The 18,130-nt window shown below is 44.7% G+C and carries 17 protein-coding genes; 4 read left to right on the top strand and 13 right to left on the bottom strand.

Annotated features, from left to right (window positions below; all coding sequences use genetic code 11):
- Nucleotides 1-115: 115 nt before the first annotated feature.
- The 5 genes from tdh to R7O12_RS05205 all read right to left on the bottom strand — a co-directional run bounded on the left by tdh (nt 116) and on the right by R7O12_RS05205 (nt 7,329).
- Nucleotides 116-1,147 (bottom strand): L-threonine 3-dehydrogenase, encoded by a 1,032-nt coding sequence (tdh, locus tag R7O12_RS05225; protein WP_005383983.1) that lies wholly within the window; start codon nt 1,145-1,147, stop codon nt 116-118.
- A gap of 44 nt (nt 1,148-1,191) precedes the next feature.
- Nucleotides 1,192-2,385, bottom strand: a complete 1,194-nt coding sequence (locus R7O12_RS05220) for a glycine C-acetyltransferase (RefSeq protein WP_005375095.1) — start codon at nt 2,383-2,385, stop codon at nt 1,192-1,194.
- A 212-nt stretch (nt 2,386-2,597) separates the two neighbouring features.
- A complete protein-coding gene (locus tag R7O12_RS05215) occupies nt 2,598-4,928 on the bottom strand; it encodes a putative bifunctional diguanylate cyclase/phosphodiesterase (protein ID WP_053307924.1) in 2,331 nt (776 codons plus the stop codon).
- Entirely contained in the window at nt 4,925-5,857 is a 933-nt protein-coding gene (locus R7O12_RS05210) for a transporter substrate-binding domain-containing protein (RefSeq protein WP_005375093.1), read from the bottom strand. Before R7O12_RS05210 ends, R7O12_RS05215 begins: the two co-directional genes overlap by 4 nt.
- Before the next feature lie 62 nt (nt 5,858-5,919).
- On the bottom strand, nt 5,920-7,329 hold the full coding sequence (locus R7O12_RS05205) for an aminotransferase class V-fold PLP-dependent enzyme (RefSeq protein WP_005375092.1): 1,410 nt from the start codon (nt 7,327-7,329) through the stop codon (nt 5,920-5,922).
- A gap of 541 nt (nt 7,330-7,870) precedes the next feature.
- Here R7O12_RS05205 and R7O12_RS05200 point away from each other — a divergent pair.
- Entirely contained in the window at nt 7,871-8,386 is a 516-nt protein-coding gene (locus R7O12_RS05200) for a superoxide dismutase family protein (RefSeq protein ID WP_017635497.1), read from the top strand.
- Nucleotides 8,387-8,414: 28 nt separating this feature from the next.
- Here the strand turns inward: R7O12_RS05200 and R7O12_RS05195 are convergent, their stop codons facing one another.
- The 4 genes from R7O12_RS05195 to R7O12_RS05180 form a co-directional block, all read right to left on the bottom strand.
- Nucleotides 8,415-9,788 (bottom strand): HAMP domain-containing sensor histidine kinase, encoded by a 1,374-nt coding sequence (locus R7O12_RS05195; RefSeq protein WP_318103719.1) that lies wholly within the window; start codon nt 9,786-9,788, stop codon nt 8,415-8,417.
- Between the two features lie 115 nt (nt 9,789-9,903).
- Nucleotides 9,904-10,635, bottom strand: coding sequence for a response regulator transcription factor (locus R7O12_RS05190; RefSeq protein WP_171344182.1), 732 nt, complete (start codon nt 10,633-10,635; stop codon nt 9,904-9,906).
- 146 nt (nt 10,636-10,781) lie between these two features.
- Nucleotides 10,782-11,477 carry a spondin domain-containing protein gene (locus R7O12_RS05185; RefSeq protein ID WP_213910492.1) on the bottom strand — a complete coding sequence of 232 codons (696 nt, stop codon included), beginning with the start codon at nt 11,475-11,477 and terminating at the stop codon, nt 10,782-10,784.
- A 9-nt stretch (nt 11,478-11,486) separates the two neighbouring features.
- Nucleotides 11,487-12,170, bottom strand: a complete 684-nt coding sequence (locus R7O12_RS05180) for a spondin domain-containing protein (protein WP_005384002.1) — start codon at nt 12,168-12,170, stop codon at nt 11,487-11,489.
- A gap of 565 nt (nt 12,171-12,735) precedes the next feature.
- Between R7O12_RS05180 and R7O12_RS05175 the strand changes: the two genes are divergently transcribed.
- From R7O12_RS05175 to R7O12_RS05165, 3 genes are all read left to right on the top strand, one after another.
- Nucleotides 12,736-13,209 carry a hypothetical protein gene (locus tag R7O12_RS05175; protein ID WP_161445705.1) on the top strand — a complete coding sequence of 158 codons (474 nt, stop codon included), beginning with the start codon at nt 12,736-12,738 and terminating at the stop codon, nt 13,207-13,209.
- Between the two features lie 77 nt (nt 13,210-13,286).
- A complete protein-coding gene (locus tag R7O12_RS05170) occupies nt 13,287-14,216 on the top strand; it encodes a LysR family transcriptional regulator (protein ID WP_042601221.1) in 930 nt (309 codons plus the stop codon).
- A gap of 11 nt (nt 14,217-14,227) precedes the next feature.
- On the top strand, nt 14,228-14,611 hold the full coding sequence (locus R7O12_RS05165; RefSeq protein ID WP_161445704.1) for a VOC family protein: 384 nt from the start codon (nt 14,228-14,230) through the stop codon (nt 14,609-14,611).
- Between the two features lie 57 nt (nt 14,612-14,668).
- On the opposite strand, the gene R7O12_RS05160 is transcribed toward R7O12_RS05165, so the two are convergent.
- The 4 genes from R7O12_RS05160 to R7O12_RS05145 all read right to left on the bottom strand — a co-directional run bounded on the left by R7O12_RS05160 (nt 14,669) and on the right by R7O12_RS05145 (nt 18,095).
- Nucleotides 14,669-16,108, bottom strand: a complete 1,440-nt coding sequence (locus R7O12_RS05160; RefSeq protein ID WP_149192481.1) for a PepSY-associated TM helix domain-containing protein — start codon at nt 16,106-16,108, stop codon at nt 14,669-14,671.
- Nucleotides 16,109-16,262: 154 nt separating this feature from the next.
- Complete coding sequence (locus R7O12_RS05155; RefSeq protein ID WP_080276971.1) at nt 16,263-16,622, bottom strand: hypothetical protein; 360 nt, start codon at nt 16,620-16,622, stop codon at nt 16,263-16,265.
- A 174-nt stretch (nt 16,623-16,796) separates the two neighbouring features.
- Nucleotides 16,797-17,186, bottom strand: coding sequence for a cytochrome b562 (locus tag R7O12_RS05150; protein WP_225491626.1), 390 nt, complete (start codon nt 17,184-17,186; stop codon nt 16,797-16,799).
- 156 nt (nt 17,187-17,342) lie between these two features.
- The gene (locus tag R7O12_RS05145) at nt 17,343-18,095 is read right to left on the bottom strand and encodes a phosphatase (RefSeq protein ID WP_005375066.1); all 753 of its coding nucleotides are present in this window, start codon (nt 18,093-18,095) and stop codon (nt 17,343-17,345) included.
- Nucleotides 18,096-18,130 lie beyond the last annotated feature (35 nt).

Genomic DNA, 18,130 nt, shown 5'->3' with positions numbered 1-18,130 from the left:
TGAGTAGTTTTACAGGCAAAGCCGAAACGGATGATAACCACCTACTGAAGTAGGTGGTTTAGGGCTGAAAACAAAAATGCGCCCCAAAAAGGAGCGCATTTCTTACTTTAATAAGTTATTCCCAATCAAGAATAACTTTGCCTGACATACCGCTGCGCATTACATCGAAGCCTTCTTGGAAGTCATCAATCTTGTAGTGGTGCGTGATGATTGGCGATAGATCCAGACCAGATTGGATCAGTGAAGCCATCTTGTACCAAGTTTCGAACATTTCGCGACCGTAGATACCTTTGATCACCAAGCCTTTGAAGATAACTTGGTTCCAGTCGATACCCATGTCTGACGGTGGAATACCTAGTAGTGCAATGCGACCACCGTGGTTCATTGTGGTTAGCATTGAGTTGAATGCTGCTGGATTACCAGACATTTCTAGACCAACGTCGAAGCCTTCTGTCATGCCTAGCTCAGCCATTACGTCTTCTAGCTTCTCTTCAGCCACGTTTACTGCGCGTGTTACACCCATCTTACGAGCAAGTTCTAGACGGTATTCGTTCACGTCTGTGATCACTACGTGGCGAGCACCAACGTGTTTAGCAACCGCTGCTGCCATGATACCGATTGGGCCAGCACCTGTGATAAGCACGTCTTCGCCTACTAGGTCGAAAGAAAGTGCTGTGTGTACTGCGTTACCAAACGGGTCAAAGATAGACGCTAGATCGTCAGAGATGCCTTCAGGGATCTTGAACGCGTTGAACGCTGGGATCACTAGGTATTCTGCGAATGCACCTTCGCGGTTAACGCCCACACCAATCGTGTTACGACATAGGTGAGTACGGCCGCCACGACAGTTACGACAATGACCACACGTGATGTGACCTTCGCCAGATACGCGGTCACCGATTTCAAAGCCACGAACTTCCTGACCAATCGCAACCACTTCACCCACGTATTCGTGACCGACAACCATAGGCACTGGAATTGTCTTTTGTGACCACTCGTCCCAATTGTAGATGTGTACGTCTGTACCACAGATAGCGGTTTTCTTAATTTTGATCAGAATGTCGTTATGGCCAACTTCAGGTTTATCAACCTCAGTCATCCAGATGCCTTCTTCAGGCTTTAGCTTTGATAATGCTTTAATTTTCATAATGTAACCTTAATTAAAGGCCCTATTGTCTAAGGCCTAGAATCTTAAATAAGACCCATGTCCTTACCGACTTGGATGAACGCGTCGATTGCACGGTCTAGTTGCTCACGAGAGTGCGCCGCAGACATTTGAGTACGGATACGCGCTTGACCTTTTGGTACAACAGGGAATGAGAAGCCGATTACGTAGATGCCTTTCTCTAGAGCGCGCTCTGCGAATTCTGCTGCTACTTTTGCGTCACCAAGCATGATTGGAATGATTGCGTGGTCCGCACCACCCATTGTGAAACCAGCGTCTTCCATGCGAGTACGGAAGTGTGCTGCGTTTTCCCATAGACGATCACGTAGGTCACCGCTCTCTTCTAGTAGATCTAGAACGCGGATAGAAGCGCTTACGATTGCTGGTGCAACAGAGTTAGAGAATAGGTATGGACGAGAACGCTGACGTAGCCAGTCAATCACTTCCGCTTTACCAGATGTGTAACCGCCTGAAGCGCCACCCATTGCTTTGCCTAGCGTACCAGTGATGATGTCGATACGGTCAACCACGTTGTGGTGCTCGTGCGTACCTGCACCTGTTTTGCCCATGAAGCCAACAGCGTGAGAGTCATCAACCATAGTCAATGCGCCGTACTTCTCTGCTAGGTCACAGATAGCCGGAAGGTTTGCTACTACGCCGTCCATTGAGAACACACCGTCCGTTACGATAAGAATGTGGCGAGCACCTGCTTCTTTCGCAGCGATCAGTTGTTGCTCTAGCTCTTCCATGTTGTTGTTTGAGTAGCGGAAACGCATCGCTTTACATAGACGAACACCGTCGATGATTGACGCGTGGTTTAAAGCGTCAGAGATGATTGCGTCTTCTTTACCTAGAATAGTTTCAAATAGGCCCGCGTTTGCGTCGAAACATGATGTGTAAAGAATCGTATCTTCTTTACCTAGGAACTTAGAAAGCTTCTGCTCAAGCTCTTTGTGGATGTCTTGCGTACCACAGATAAAACGTACTGAAGCCATACCAAAGCCGTGCTCGTCCATGCCTGCTTTACCCGCTTCGATAAGTGCCGGGTGGTTGGCAAGGCCAAGGTAGTTGTTCGCACAGAAGTTTAGTACTTCTTCACCAGTAGAGATTTTAACAGCCGCTTGCTGTTGAGACGTAATGACACGCTCTGATTTGTAAAGGCCTTCCGCCTTTACTTCTTCGATTTGCTGCTGAATCTGTTGGTAGAATGCAGAAGACATTTGAAATTCCTTCCTAGTTATTTTGGCGAGTATTTACTCGTTTAGAATTAGGTTGAGCCTTTATGTGACGGGCGTCACGGGCTATCACTCATCAATTAATTGTAGTGTAATTCAAGGAAGGAGGAAGGATTATACCTTAAGGTGGAAAAGCATTAATGAATCCTAGGCACAAATTCAATTAATGCTTTTCTATGAGGTTGTTATAAAAGGAATTATAGCCAGGTAGGCTTAGCCAAAAGTGCTTCAAAGTCCTTAGCAGGTAATGGTCGGCTATAGTGGAAACCTTGTCCGAACTCACAGTTTAGGTTTTTCAGGTAATCCACATGACGCTGTTCTTCGATGCCTTCTGCGACGATCTTAAGATCCAGCGCTTTCGCCATTGCTATGATTACGTTGACAAGCTCGCGGTCTGAGTCGTTCTCGAACATATTTTGCATAAAGCTACGATCAATCTTTAAGCGGTCGAACGGAAACTTCTGCAAGTAACTCAGCGCAGAATAACCAGTACCAAAATCATCAATAGTAAGTTTGGTGCCTAACGCTCGTAAGTTATTAAGCATGTCTAATAGCTCAGAATCGTGATTGAAGAGGAGACTTTCTGTCACTTCAATATCGAACTTATTTGACGGAAGACCAGACTCCTCAAGGCTGTGTTTAATAAACGTAAGTAAGCGCTCGCAGTACCTAAATTGAACACTAGAAAAGTTTACAGAAACAAACAACGGAGTCAGACTTTGCCATTGTGCCGCTTGTCGACACGCTTGTTGAATAGCAAACTCACCAATTTGATGAATTAAACCATTTTTCTCTGCAATAGAGATAAACTCTTCAGGGTTTACGAATCCGTACTTGTCATCATTCCAACGCATTAGCGCTTCTGCCCCTACGATTTTACCACTACTCAGCTCAATAATTGGCTGATAATACAGTTCTAACAACTGATTGGAGATCGCACTTCTCAGACGATTTTCCAGATCCAAATAGCGTTGCAAATCTTGGTTCATATTATGGTTATAAAAACAAAAGCCATCACGCCCATCTTGTTTCGCCCGATACATTGCCATATCAGCACATGCAAGGAGCTGCTCAGCGTTGTCTCCGTCATCCGGGAACACAGACATTCCAACGCTGCTACTCAAGAAGAATTCATGGTTGTTCCAAACAAACGGATCGTTAAACGCCGAAAGCACACTTGAAGCAACTCGCTTTGCAGTATCATTATCAGGCAAGTCTGGGATGACGAGTAAAAACTCATCCCCACCAATTCTCGCCAATAAGTCTGTTTTTCTTGCGACTTGATACAGTCGCTGAGCACTGAGTTTAAGGATTTCATCCCCAACAAAGTGTCCCATTGAATCGTTAATCTGCTTAAAGTGGTCTAAGTCGATGAACATCACCAAAACTTTAGACCCACTACGCGATGCCCTAATTAACTCCAAAGCCAATCGCTCGGAACCATAACTACGATTAGGTAAATTGGTTAATGTGTCATATTTAGCTTGGAAGGCGAGTTCTTTTTCAGACGCTTTTCGACGTTCAATTTCGTTCGTTAATTTTTTATTCTGTTTAGAAAGAATATCTTTACGCTTTTTTTCTTCCTCAAGCTTAATTTTCAATTCAATCCTATTATTGTTCGTGATGAATGCATAACATAAAGCAATGACGATCATAACGGCGAGAATACTCAAACCAATAATAAAGAGCCGTGATGTAAATATATCTCGTTCACTCAAAGGCTCGAACCACGCCATCAATTTGAAGTGATGTTTATCCACAGGCACTTCAAAGTAAATTTTTCCGTCTATAGCCTCAGAAACGAAATAGTTCTCATCCTTATTGTGAGAAGGGGTTTTATTTATGGTATCCCATACAACCATTTCCACGTCTTTTATTTTTAGCACCATTCGGCTATAACTATCTTCGTGTTCTTGGTTAGTAAGTTGGTCAATAACAATATTCTTATTAAGATCGGCAATTAAAAAGGCAACAGGCTTTCCGGAGAACTTAACTTGCTTAATGACTTGAATGCGAACGTCATCATTGTATCGCGTCGCACAAACCTCTTCGGGATGCCCGTGTTGAGTCATTAAGGTTTGTATGTCCATTTTGTGCTCGGCAAGGTTTTCAGATCCAGTGGTGACAATGGTGACTCCATCACTGCCTACCAGCGTGAGCTTCTTATAGATTTGGCTGCTATTAATTAGCTTACTGTCTATCTTCTCATCGAAGCGACGCTTTAAATTAATTAGACTGGCACCTAATCCATACTCCATTGACATGCCAGAAGCTAAATTACCAAAGAATGTTTGTATTGTTTTATCTGTAGCTAGATTATCAACATCTTCACTCGCTATGGTAAATAAATTATCGAGTGTGCTTGCATAACTTTTTACTTTTAAATCTAGTTCTCTGTATTGAGATTCTTTTAATTTATTTTGACCTACGCTAGTCACAGTAATAAGCATAGCTAAGTAAATTGAAACTAATATTGCGCTTATTGTAATAAATCTTTTACTGGAAAATTTTTTAACGGCCTTATTCATCGGACTTTCTTTTTATCTTCTATAAAGTAATCGTTATAAAAGTAGTAAATAGATGGATAGTATTTTTTTACTAGTTTTTCGTATGAACCGTCTTTTTTTATCGAGTCTAAATAACGATCAAATGCTTTGCGTAATTCAGGGGAATTTTTACGAAATGCAACAGCCATTTTTTGATTTTCAGATATAGGGCCAATGACTTTTATTTCACCCGGCCATTTTTCGAGGGCAATTAGCGTATCCGCAACATCTAATAATGTGCTTTCCGCATCATTTTTCATTATCGCTGGAACCATCTCATTAAGGAGACGCGCCCCATCAGGTAATATAACTTTTGCACCTGTGTCATATAAGTCATAAAGGTTAGGATCCAAGCAAGAATGTTCTAAAGCTAACACTTCGCGACCATCGATCAGCTGCTTGACGTTTTTAACATCTTCATCGACCGACCCACTTGGTTTAATCGGGCTCAGACTAGAGTCGGATCTGGAAACCAACCATACACCTGAAGGAAAATAATCTTGTGAAAAATCGACAACCTCAGAGCGCCAATCAAGAATAGTAACGCCATTTGCGATCAAATCGCCTTCAATTGGAACACTTTCTCCGACAACAGCCTGCTTGTTGTGATATTGCACATTTTGCCCTGTCAACTTACCAACCACGTCGCTCCACTGTGCTGGAACATACTGGTACTGAACACCTAACGACTTGGCAAAACCTTTTATTATCTCTACATCCAAGCCAGTCAAAGTTTCCACTTCACCTTGTTCAATATAGGAGACAAAGTTAGCGTACGGGACACCAATGTGACGCAGTACACCGCGTTCACGGATTTGTTGTAAATCGTCTGACCAAGCGGCAGACGACGCAACAGAGGTAACCATGAGCGCCACCGTCGCTAAAGTTCTTTTGAATGTTATGACTGACATAATAATATCCTTACCTTTCACAAAGCGCCCAATAATGGGCGCTTGAGTGATAAACAACGATGTTAGAACGACGAGTAATACAAATTCGTCATCGCCACTACGAGCCCTTCCACATCTTGTTCGTCATGGAACAAATGTGTAGAGATACGCAGCGCGTAAGTATCAAAGTCATCATCCTTATGCAGCTTAAAGCTAGTCGTACGGATGATGTAACCATACTCTTCACGTAAACGATCTCGGAATTCCGTCAGTATCTCTTCATTAGTTACATCGGAGAACGGATTAACCGTCGTTAAGCCACTGGTTAAGCCTTCCACGTTTGGTGAATACATTTTGGCTTGTGGTAAGTACTCTTGAAGCAAGGTTTTACATAAACTACCAAGGCTTACAACTCGCTCTTCGATACGGTCTCGACCAATCTCATCCCACATTTTGCAACTATCAACTAGTGCTTGTTTCGCAGGATAGTTATCGTTACCAATGTATTGCATTTGCAGCTGTTTACCCAGGTAATCAGCATGAGAAAGTGAGGAGTTGATCAACCATAACGGGTTCTCTCGGTCACTCCAATACTCATTCAAACGGTTACCATTATCACGAACATACAGAATACCTGTCGCGCCCGGACCACACTGCCACTTATGACCAGATCCTGCATAGAAATCACAATCCATATCGTGGAAATCAAGGTCAAACATACCGACCGTATGCGCGCCATCAACAAGAGTAGGCACACCATACTCTTTTGCTAAAGCACAAATGGCTTTTGCTGGTAGCGCGGTTCCTGTTTTGTATGTGATATGAGAGAAAACAATTAGGCGAACGTTTTGATTCGCATCAAGCGCGTCTCGGAACGCTTGAATGTAATCTTGCTCAGAAACGTTTTCAGTACCAGTAAATACTGGTAGTTGAATTTCTACCACATCCACACCAAAACGATGTTTCGCTACGTTCATAGGTGATGTTGCAGCAATATGTTCATGGTGTGTCGTTAGAATCACATCACCTGGTTCAAAGTGTAAGCCATTAATGATCGAGCATAAGCCATCAGTAGTGTTGCGGCTGAGAATGATCTCTTCTGGGTTAGCACCAAAACCTGGTGCGACGTCTTTAACCATCTCAGAAACATACGGCCAAGAGCCAAATTTGCCTTTCATATCCCAAGGATATTTAGCCACCAGCTTGTTGTTATGCTCGTAATCTTCAAGAACATGTTTTGGCATTGAACCTGTTGTACCAATGTTCATGTAAGTGGTTCGTTTGTCCAAAACGAACTGCCTTCGCACTTTACGCCAGAAGCGCTTATCGTGTTTTCTACCTAGCCCGCGGCTGCTCCAATCAATTTTCTGTTCTCGTGCTTGAGCTACGCCTGAGAAAGCGGAAGCACTCACACCAGCAACAACAGCTCCTGTTGCGCCTTTCAGAAAATTACGGCGGCTGCTATTAGTCTGAATAGATTCCTTGTCTTTCATCTTTTTCAATCCTTGTCGGAAATTAGCCATATTATTAATTTTAAGTGCGTAACTATCTGTTACTAAAACATTATTACCCATTACAATCAGAGTTTAATTTTTTCCTCTGCCATTAAGTGACTTTAGTTCCAATTTTTTATCTTATTTGATGATATAAGCAACAGTTTGACCACAAATCTATAAACAACAATGTTCACATTAATATATTCGTTAATTTGACTATTCTTTATTGCGGACAATTCCACCAAATTCTTTATAAAACAATTATGAGCTTTGTTATAAAGTCATTAAAAATTTAACTTTGCGTTAATTTAAAAATATTCAGGCTATTTTAAGATTGGCGTCTATTCTTTTTATATCTTAACGATCTCAATATGTTAAGACTAAATAAAAGAAAGCTGATTTCGGATCGAGATATCAGTTTAAGACCATAAAGTGATACACATCACTCTATGACATAAACTCACCGCTCAACATACATAAGTAAAACAGGTTTTCACTAATATGTGCTTGAGCGTACACCCTAAAAGAAGGAGGTCCCATGTTAAAAGGATTGCTATGCATTTCAGTTGCATCCGCTCTTGTCGCCGCCCCTAACGCGCTAGCAAAAACGGTAGAAATGACTGCTCTCAACACCAATGAGAGTGCGGGTACCATTGAGATTTCACAAAGTGATTATGGCGTTGTTTTTACGCCTCAATTATCAGGTTTGTCAGCAGGTGTGCACGGTTTCCATGTTCACACTAATCCATCTTGCGATAGCATAGAAAAGGATGACAAAACCGTATTAGGCGGCGCAGCAGGTGGCCATTATGATCCTAACAACACAGGGAAGCATGGCTATCCTTGGACCGATGACAATCATTTAGGCGACTTGCCTCCACTCTATGTGGACATGGACGGCAATGCCAATCAGCCCGTTGTCGCTCCTCGCCTAAAATTATCGGATTTAAAAGGTCGAGCGTTAATGATCCATGCAGGTGGTGACAATCACTCCGATCACCCAAATAAGCTAGGTGGTGGTGGCGCTCGCGTCGTATGTGGTGTTATTGAATAAACATTAACTTTATGTCTCACACTTCTCTTTAAATTGCGAGAAGTGTGAACTTCTGTTGATACTGAGAGGAGGTTGCATTGGTCTCAAGATAGCTGTGGTGAAGCATTAAGATCGATTGAACAATCTTCGTCCCGATCCCCAAAAAACCGCCCTCCGCTTCTTCCTCGATGTGATTGACGAAGGTAAAGTGGATACGTGACTTATCCTCACTCAAATGCGCTTGGCAATGCACTTCCGAGCCGATTGGGCTGTGGCGCAATGCATTTTCAAGCAAGTTAAGCACCAACCGCTCTAAAAGACCTTTATCACCCACGGTTTGGATTTCGCTATCGATATCCACTTTCAACACCACTTCTTTACGAGAAAACTGGCTCTGCATCGTTTCGGCACATTCTGCCATCAACACGCCAAGATCTACGGGGCGGTACTCGTAATTTGGCATTGGAGCTTCTTTGCGCGCGGCGTCTAACAAAGAATGTAATTGAGTTGAGAGCTTCTCACAATTTCGGAAAGCGACATCAATCAAAGGATCAGATTCCGGATGTTGCAAACGCCACGTTTCCAAATAGCCAAGCACACTCGATAACGGCGTTTTTAAATCATGACTAAGCTGCAACAAGCTTTGACGACGATGAGACGATTGATACTCCAACTGTAAAAACTGCTGCTGAATGTGCTTCGCCATCATCTGATAAGAGTGCGCAATCGGCACAAGCTCTGGCACTTGGTGAGTAAAATCAGGTTGCAGGCGGAAATCATGTTCAGCTTGCTGTTGAAGTTGCTTGGTCACGCGCTCAATCGGATTCAATAGGCTACGTTTGACCAGCACATAAGCTCCAAGAGCAAAGCCTAAAATGGACACTAAGACCAATCCTGCCAGCGCGATGTAAGGAGTATCGACTTGAGCATTGGCAATGGCGTCATGTCGGGTACTGCCAATCACCACGTAGAGATAACCGATCGTCGAGCCTAATTCTTCTATCGCAGCGACAGAAAAGACTTTGTGCTCACCACGATTACGTGGGTCTTCACCCAAAATAGGAAAAGGTTGGTCATTTAAGAATTGCTTAATGGGATTGAGATCCACCTTCCCCATGATCTCCGCCCCTTCCGGTGCTGCATGGGTGGTGATATTGCCTTGGCTATCGAGGAAGTAGATTTCAAAATCAGGGCCGATCAGCATGAGCGTGTGAAAGATCGACTTGAGTGCTTTAGGGTTGTAATCCGTCCCGATCATCAGCGGATTATCGTCACGCATGTGGCTAGCTAGCTCTTTATGCAGGCTTTGCTTAGTGCGTAACTCAATGGTTTCTTTTTGCCAATTGTAAGTCAGTGCAATCACCACCGCCGCGAAGCAGAACCACAAGCTAGTAAATACTACCAAGCGAGATTTGAAGCTCATCCTATCGCCTCCTTAAACAGCGGTGTTTTTGCAACACCCGTGATGATTGAAAAATGACGGTGAAAACAACTGCCGACTTACTGTCTGGTTTGATGTTTTGACTTACTTTCTTGCATTAGTGTCTTGGCTGAAACTTATATCCAACACCCCAAACAGTTTGAATGAAGTGATGATCAGAATCAGACAACGACAACTTGCTGCGTAAACGGTTAATGGTGCTACACACAGTGTGGTGATAACCAGAATGACTGGTGTTCCAAACGTGATCGAGCAATTCATCTTTACTGTAGACTCTGCCCGGACGAGTCGCGAGAAACTGCAGCAAAGTAAACTCTGTCGCGGTAAGAGTGACGTCTTTGTCGTTTAGGGATACTTGGTGCAACTCCGGAATGATTCTCAGCGGACCAAAATCCATCGCATCGTCGAGGACTTCATTTACCACCTTTGCTTCTGCGGTTTGGCTGACTCTGCGTAGCACGTTTCGCACTCGTGCTTGGAATTCTAATACGCTAAATGGCTTAGTGATGTAGTCATCAACGCCCGCTTCTAAACCGTCAACCTTGTCCATTTCACCGTCTCTGGCTGTCAGCATGAGCACTGGGCTCCAATCTTGTTGCTGACGCAAATAATGGCAAATGTCTAGACCATCACCATCTGGTAAACCTCGGTCAAGGATCAATAAATCAAAGGGTTGTTGCTGGTATTGCGTTTTAGCATCGGCGACATTTGTGGCTCGCGACACTTGGTGTCCTTGAAACTTGAGATGCATCTGAACCAGTTCTGCCAAATCATCGTCATCTTCCACCAACAAGATGTTCGCGACTAAATTGATTGCCTGTTGTTCCATGGTCCTTTCCTTGCCTTCGAGTATCCTCACTTTGCACATGACCGGAACAAATTAGAAATTCTTTCAAAAAAGGTTCCGATGACGCCATGAGGGATAAAGCGCTCGGCTACAAGCGCTTTGGAAAGGAGACGTCATCGGAGCCTGTGTTACTCGACTCGAGTGATGGTGACTTTCGCACCTGGGTTCAAGAAACGATGGTTCGCAGAGAGTGCTGAGTTTGCTAATCCATCATCTTGGCTAACAACACCCGCATGGAATGCAACAACGTCACTGCTGTCATTACGAGCGGCATTGAAGCCCTCACCGCCACCTGCTGGGCCCGGAATGGTTTCGGCAAGCTCATCATTCAGTTCCGTGCCGGAATCCCAAACGTTCATGCTCATTTCATAGCTTTCACCCACCGCGAGCGATTTGAGCGATAGCCCCGTTTCGCCAACAAAGGCATCATTGGTATTCACAAACATAGACGCCACAGACAAGTAACCGTAACGACTAGGGTCAACCGTGATGGTGACTTCGTCCGATGCACCCGGCAACACCAATCCATTGCCCGAAATACCTTGGTAAACACTGTCATTGCTGTTCATCAACTCAATCAGCTCATTGTTACTCCCGCCTTCGGCAAGGTGCTCAAGTTCAACGGATGCGGCTTGTCCAATTTCAAACAATTGGTAGTCACCATTGTGAGTGAGTACAGCAAGCGGAGACATAGGTTGATTCGCAGTCAAGTTCGCAACGTTGACGGTGTAGCGGTACGATTTCACTACGTCATTATCATCATCGCTTGGACAACCGGCGAGCAAGCCGACTGAAGCTGCTACTAGTAAGATTCTGTATTTCATACACCCCCCTTACTTCACAACGATTGTGATGGTTGCGACTGGGTTTAACCAACGATGACTACTGCTGTCTAAGTCACTGATGCCGCCAGTTGGATCGCTATCACCAAGGTTACCCGGATGCACGTGAACTTTATCGTTAGTTACTGTTGCTTCAACGCCTGTGCCGCCAGTACCAAAGGTAATGAAAGGTGGGTTTGGCATGCTAGACGCAAGTTCATCGTTCGCTTCTGTTCCGGCATCGTAACTTCTTAGCGTTGCTCGGTATGTACCCGCTTCCGTTGGAATCTTCCAGCTGTCTAGACCGACAAAGCCATCGTTGGTTGGCAACAACATCGCGCTCAGAGAAAGATAACCGTGGTCGCCACTGTCCAAGGTGAAGGTGGTTGCAACGCCTGGATTCAAAATGCCACCAGCAGGGTTCTCAACCACCGCACCACCAGCGTTACCAATCACACTAGCAAGCCCAGAGATATCACCGCCTTCTGCCATTGCTTCTAGTTCTGGCGTTGCTGCTTGACCCGTTCTGAACATTTGAAGATCAGAGCCATGTGCAGCAACAATAAGTGGCGTAAAGTAGATGCCTTTGGTTGCGTTTGTCACGGTGATTTCCAATTCCGCCGCATTCACTGATGCAGAGCCTAATGCCATTGCGACTGAAGTCATGACGAGTCCGAGTTGGGTACGTTTTTTCATTGTGATTCCATCCTTTAATGAGGGTTGAACTACCCAAGCCCATGTGTACGGCTTTACTTCTTTGTTCGTGACTTGAGTAGGTTAAGCATTACGTTTCGAACGTTTTGCGTTCTTGCCTCTAAGAATGACGAGCAAATCTATCAGCAACTTCATCGAATTCTCATAAAATTCTCACAAGTTCTGTTCGAATTCTGTCAGCAGCACTTTTTTATTTATACTCAAGTAACCTCGAGATGCTTGGTTCAGCGAGGATGACTTGGTTTGAAGGCGAGGCAACAATTTGAAAATCTAGTGGTTCTAAATCGAAAATTGTTAACGAAGCATGCGAACCAAGGCAACTCGCCCTTCGGGAGCGTGCCACTGAAGCAATTTCTTCGTCAAACAACTTGGAAAGAGCTCGCTATTACGCTTCGTTGTTTTCCTTGCTTGCTTTCGATAAATAGGGAATCAGTGACAACGCTCTGAACCATGTATCTTGAAGTCACTTGAGTATATTTTGGTATTTACACTTCGCACTTTCCCCTCCTACAATGCGATATTCCCTGTTTAAATCACGATTCTCACCATGATTCATAACGTTCTGTCTGCCTACTATGGCGAAATCTACGGCATCGCTTTTTTCAACCACTACTTGAGCCATTACACCCAAAGTGAACAACAAACGCTGTGGAAAACCTTGATTGAAGTGGAAGAACTCACCGCAGAAAAGCTCAAATCGGTACTGCTGACAAATGGCATGGATATCGAAAGTCGACACCAAGAGATGCTAGATAAAGGCTTGGCAGACGCAACCAAGTGGATTGGTTTACCATGGCAAGAGTTGGTAGCGACTCTTTTGAAGTGGGTAGAACCTTATGAGGTTAAGTATCGAGAGTGGCATGAAGAAGTGAAAGCTTCACAGCAGTATTCAATCGCTGAGCGAGAAGCTATCGAGTTAATTGCAGACCACGAAACGGCCATTTATCACTGTTGGCAGCAATACCATACTGGTGAATCTGGCTTGCCTGCGCTCAATGCATTTTTGGCAAAATATCGTTAAAGCGAGACGGTGACACTTGAACCTCGTGAAACCGTACCAGACAATGTCGTTATTCCGCTGCGCAGAACTGAACAATTATGGTTAATCCAAAACTCATTGCCCTACTTCCTGATCTTGCTTCGTTTATCTTAGTGGTAAACGAAGGCAGTTTTACCGCTGCAGCCAAACAACTCGGCGTGACGCCATCGGCTTTAAGTAAGTTGATCACACGGTTGGAACAAGCCCTCTCGGTGAAACTGTTTGAGCGCACGACTCGTAAGTTGATCATCACTCAAGCAGGACAAAAGGTTTATGACCAAAGCATTGCAATGGTGAATGCCGCGCAGCAAGCCGTTGAGCTATCTGCGGAAGATCATGCTGAGCCAACAGGTGCACTCACAGTAGCAGCCCCTGAAGCATTTCTTAATTCGGTGCTTCAACCGTTTGTGTTGCCATTCCTAGAACGTTATCCAAATATACAGCTTAAGCTGCGTGCAGCAGATGGTGAGATCGATCTGTTCCGCCAAGGAATTGATGTCGCATTTAAGCTCACCGACAAACCCGATGAGAATCTGGTCCTCAAAGAGATCAGCAAGACCAACCTTGTTTTGTGTGCTTCTCCAGATTACCTCACCAAACACGGTATGCCTGAGCACCCAACCGAGCTTGAGCAACACGACTGCATTTATCTTGCCGAGAACGACAAAGACAACATCTGGTCATTCTTTAAAGAAGAAGCGTTCCACTCCATTGCCGTGAGTGGACGCTACGCCGTCAACCATTCTCAAATGCGCTTGAACGGGGTTAAGTCTGGCTTGGGAATTGGGATCTTCCATGACTTCGTGATCAAAGACGCGTTAGAGCAAGGAGAAGTGGTAGAGGTTCTGCCGGATTGGATGATCAAGAGTAACTATCATGGCGCTATCGCGATGCAGTATGCGCAAACCAAATACATGCCCGCTCGTCTGCGTGTGTTTATCGACTTCGTTAAGGAGCATTTAGTCTCCGAGGATACTAACCATGCTTGAAGAGGCTAACCATGTTTAATGCCATTCATCACGTCGCGATCATTTGCAGCGATTACCCAAAGTCAAAACGCTTTTACACTGAAGTGTTAGGACTGAAAGTCATTGCCGAGAACTATCGTGAAGCCAGAGACTCCTACAAGCTTGACCTCGCTTTACCTGACGGCAGTCAAGTTGAACTGTTTAGCTTTCCGGGCGCCCCTGAGAGACCGAGCTTTCCCGAAGCGCAAGGCCTGCGACATCTCGCTTTTTTGGTTGATGATGTTGAGCAAGTGAAAGTCTACCTAGAATCGAATGACGTTGAAGTTGAGCCAATTCGTATTGACGAATTTACAGGCAAAGCCTTTACCTTCTTCCAAGACCCAGATGGCTTGCCACTGGAGATTTACCAGAAATAAAAAGAGCCAGCACTTCGACTTCGCAGGCTCTTTTATTATTCCATTCTTTGTCTGTTACTAATTCAACGCCGTTTTCAGTTTCTCAACGCGGTTGAACAACAGCCAATCCAGTGCGAGAACCGTAACAATTGCCAAACCGCCCATCGGGAACGCGAGACACAATATCACTAACGTTACTAAGCCAAGCTTCCAAATACTGTCTTGTTGAAACTTAGGTGGCGCGCCCAATGCGGCACTGCGACTTGGTCTACGAATCCACCACATCACCACACCTGTGATTGAGATTAAGATGAACGCCAAACAGAACACTACGTTGAGTACTTTGTTCAATATACTCACATCACCTTGATGCAATGACACACCTGCCGCCATGAACTTGGCAAATAGGCTGTAATCTTGCCACGTTACATCCACCAACAAGCGACCGGAATACTGGTCAAAGTGGCTGGTGCGATCTTGTCTTGGGTCGGAAATATCGCCGCCCATAGAGTTAGCTGCAACGGTGTAAACGCCCGTCTCAGAGCGTGGCAAAAACAGCTTATAGCCAGTGAAGCCCAACATTTCAGCCTTGAGGATGATATCATCAATGGAGAGCGCATCATGGTTGCCTGCGTATGCCGTCTCTTCCTTCATATTGGCATGATCATGAGCGGGCTTATCTTTCGACTCTGGCACAGCAGCAAGCTCTAAGTTCCATGGCATCTCTTCTGATGCACCATGGTTAAGATCTTTATGTGTCAGTGTGGATTCCGGTTTCTCACCCCATGTGTAATAGGTTGGGAAGGTATTCCAAGCTTGCACCATTTTCGCCCCCCAGATCCCTGCCCACGACAAACCTGAAATCAAAAAGAACAACAGAACAATCGACAGCACGCCACCTAAATTCGCATGCAGGTCACGCATCAAAATTCGAGGGCCATTGTTAAGGCGAATCTTCAAAAAGCCGGCGCGGCTGGCGTTGTCTCTAGGTAACCAAAGGTACAAACCAGACACCAACAGTAAAATCCCCAGACTTGCGGCGATTTCAATTAAACGGTCGCCTAGGTCGCCGATGAGCAAGGTGCCGTGAATGCTGTTCATCAGTTCATAGATGCTGTCACCACGATTAATGGTGCCCTGTACGTCTCCTGTATAAGGATTTACTGCAACAATCAACGAGCTGCCTTCTTGGTTTTGAATCGAGAATCGGTTGGCAATATCGGCCGTTTTAGCAGGTACAAATTGAGTGACATTAAAATCGGGATACGCCTGCTTTACGGTTTCTAATTGTGCAGAGACGGGAACCATTTGCTCTTGTGGTGAAACTTGTAATGTCGCTTCGTATCGAGCCAGTTCGATTTCATCATCAAACAACATCACTAACCCCGTGAGGGAAAGTATCAGCATAAATGGAATGACGAACAAACCTGCGTAGAAGTGCCATCGCCACGTCATAAAGTAGATGGATTTTGCGCGTGAGGCTTCCTTGAGTTGAGGCTTTGCCGAGTTTCTCAACATGTGTATTTTCCTTTTTTCATTGTTGAACAGCCAAATTGAGCCAAACGCATCCTGCACATACGCATTCGTATGCAGCGCTAATTGACTTAGATTTGGGAGTACCACTGCTCGAAGTGGCAGTGTTGTTGGCTTTATTTACTTGTAATTGTTTTTGTTATGAGAAAAGGGAAACTGGCGGCGCTCGAGGAACTGGTGTTTCAAATCGCACACTTAGAGCCAAATAAGCGTAGCTGTCAGAAGTCACCAAGCTCTGTCTTGAAAGTATCGGTGTCGTTGGAAGTGTATCGTGATGAAAAGTCGAGAAGTGGCTAAACGGACAAGGCTTGCCTTTGTGGCTGACCGAATTGTCGCCCTCTTCTATTTGGACCAACTCAAATCCGTTAAGCGTACATAGCGTCGCCCACACGCCCATGCTGTTACCATGAGCATTGATAACAGGCATCAGCGTCACTAGCACCCAACTGAGAGCACTAGCAAATAACATCGAGCGGTAAAAAGGAATTAATCTACGCATAACGGTGACTTAACAAATTTCACACAGCGTAACCAATTTTGAGTGATAGCTCAAAAAACAGTATCAATAAGTGGTTGCTACCTCACAGGTTTTCTTGAATGCATCGATTGACAGGCGCAAAAAAGCCCGCCGAAATGGCAGGCTGATGGTCATTTCTTCAAGTTGGATAAACGGTTAGCTAAACAGTTTGCTCCAGATACTTGGGTTGCGTTTGTCGTGGTACTCTTCACGAAGGCTATCGATTTCACGCAGTTGGTCTTTCGCTTCTTGTAGCTTGCCCGCATCAAGATCCGCTTCAATCTTATCTAGCGTTACCGTCAGCTTGTTAAAGCCTTCTAAGTAAGTATCAAACTTCTCTGGTGGGTAATTACCACGCTTAGATTGTTCAACAATCGCTTGCAAGCTATCAATCGCAGATTTCATGGTTTCGACATCAGATGCTTCTGCCGCCTGTTTGAATTCCATCTTCATCTGTTTCATGTTTTGTTTTAAATCAACCGCTTCTGCCATTGCGTATGTTGAGCCAAACGCAATCGCACACCCTAGGACTAAAGGACGTAACATTTTTCACTTCTCCATTTATAGTGCCGAATTCTGTGTCGGCTTTATTCACCCAAATAACCTACGCCATAAGAGGCGAAAAACTAGCTTAGTTGAGTATTTCCGGGTCGCAGTGTAAAGCAATCTGGCGTCGGGTGCATACCTTAAATGTAATCAAGTTTATGCGTTGAGAATGCTGTCATATTCTGCAATTGGTTTACGGCCTCTCAAAGCTAAGAAAGACAAAAACTGCTGAGCGGTGTGAGTAATCACTTTCTTGCTATCAATACCCACTTTGTCCATTAACTCTCCAACCAAATCCAGATTACCAACATCGTGACAGAAATGCGCGTCACTGCCCGTGGTGAAGAAAACACCGAGATCTTTCCCGATTTGTGCAATCTCGTGGCAACGGTCTACGCTGCCTACTCGGCTGTTGCCTTTCAGCGTGGTGTTATTAATTTCAATCGCGACATTGTGCTCTTTCGCGCACGCTAAAACGGTCTGAAAATCAAAGTCGAAATTTGGATTACCAAGATGACCGAGCGCATCAATACGACCACTCTGAATGACATTAACAAGTGCTTCCGTGTGAGTTTGCTTGTTTGCAGGACGAAAAACGGGTTCATGAAAACTCGCGATCACCCAATCTAAGTTGCGGTCCACACTCAGTGGAATATCAATGTCGCCTTCGGTATTCATAATGTTAGATTCAACGCCACGAATAATCGCAACGCCTTCAAGAAAGCGAGGCAGAATTTTCTGGTTCGAGAAGAACCAGTAATGAGGCGCACCCGGCATTGATTCTGCGTGATCGGTCGTGCAGAACATATCCAGCCCGTTCTCTTTTGCCAACTTTGCATTTTCAATCAAGGTACTGTACGCGTGACCACTGGCGTACGTATGTGTATGGGTATCAACTTTAAATTCCATCATCCACTCTCTTAGGTGCGCTATCTTGCGTGCTA

It is taken from the genome of Vibrio sp. Vb1574 (assembly GCF_033338675.1).
This window is presented reverse-complemented; position numbering and strand designations above follow the sequence as displayed.

Excerpts from the sequence above, each read along its gene's own strand:
- tdh (WP_005383983.1), bottom strand. The coding sequence starts at position 1,147 with ATGAAAATTAAAGCATTATCAAAGCTAAAGCCTGAAGAAGGCATCTGG.
- R7O12_RS05220 (WP_005375095.1), bottom strand. The coding sequence starts at position 2,385 with ATGTCTTCTGCATTCTACCAACAGATTCAGCAGCAAATCGAAGAAGTA.
- R7O12_RS05215 (WP_053307924.1), bottom strand. The coding sequence starts at position 4,928 with ATGAATAAGGCCGTTAAAAAATTTTCCAGTAAAAGATTTATTACAATA.
- R7O12_RS05210 (WP_005375093.1), bottom strand. The coding sequence starts at position 5,857 with ATGTCAGTCATAACATTCAAAAGAACTTTAGCGACGGTGGCGCTCATG.
- R7O12_RS05205 (WP_005375092.1), bottom strand. The coding sequence starts at position 7,329 with ATGAAAGACAAGGAATCTATTCAGACTAATAGCAGCCGCCGTAATTTT.
- R7O12_RS05200 (WP_017635497.1), top strand. The coding sequence starts at position 7,871 with ATGTTAAAAGGATTGCTATGCATTTCAGTTGCATCCGCTCTTGTCGCC.
- R7O12_RS05195 (WP_318103719.1), bottom strand. The coding sequence starts at position 9,788 with ATGAGCTTCAAATCTCGCTTGGTAGTATTTACTAGCTTGTGGTTCTGC.
- R7O12_RS05190 (WP_171344182.1), bottom strand. The coding sequence starts at position 10,635 with ATGGAACAACAGGCAATCAATTTAGTCGCGAACATCTTGTTGGTGGAA.
- R7O12_RS05185 (WP_213910492.1), bottom strand. The coding sequence starts at position 11,477 with ATGAAATACAGAATCTTACTAGTAGCAGCTTCAGTCGGCTTGCTCGCC.
- R7O12_RS05180 (WP_005384002.1), bottom strand. The coding sequence starts at position 12,170 with ATGAAAAAACGTACCCAACTCGGACTCGTCATGACTTCAGTCGCAATG.
- R7O12_RS05175 (WP_161445705.1), top strand. The coding sequence starts at position 12,736 with ATGATTCATAACGTTCTGTCTGCCTACTATGGCGAAATCTACGGCATC.
- R7O12_RS05170 (WP_042601221.1), top strand. The coding sequence starts at position 13,287 with ATGGTTAATCCAAAACTCATTGCCCTACTTCCTGATCTTGCTTCGTTT.
- R7O12_RS05165 (WP_161445704.1), top strand. The coding sequence starts at position 14,228 with ATGTTTAATGCCATTCATCACGTCGCGATCATTTGCAGCGATTACCCA.
- R7O12_RS05160 (WP_149192481.1), bottom strand. The coding sequence starts at position 16,108 with ATGTTGAGAAACTCGGCAAAGCCTCAACTCAAGGAAGCCTCACGCGCA.
- R7O12_RS05155 (WP_080276971.1), bottom strand. The coding sequence starts at position 16,622 with ATGCGTAGATTAATTCCTTTTTACCGCTCGATGTTATTTGCTAGTGCT.
- R7O12_RS05150 (WP_225491626.1), bottom strand. The coding sequence starts at position 17,186 with ATGTTACGTCCTTTAGTCCTAGGGTGTGCGATTGCGTTTGGCTCAACA.
- R7O12_RS05145 (WP_005375066.1), bottom strand. The coding sequence starts at position 18,095 with ATGGAATTTAAAGTTGATACCCATACACATACGTACGCCAGTGGTCAC.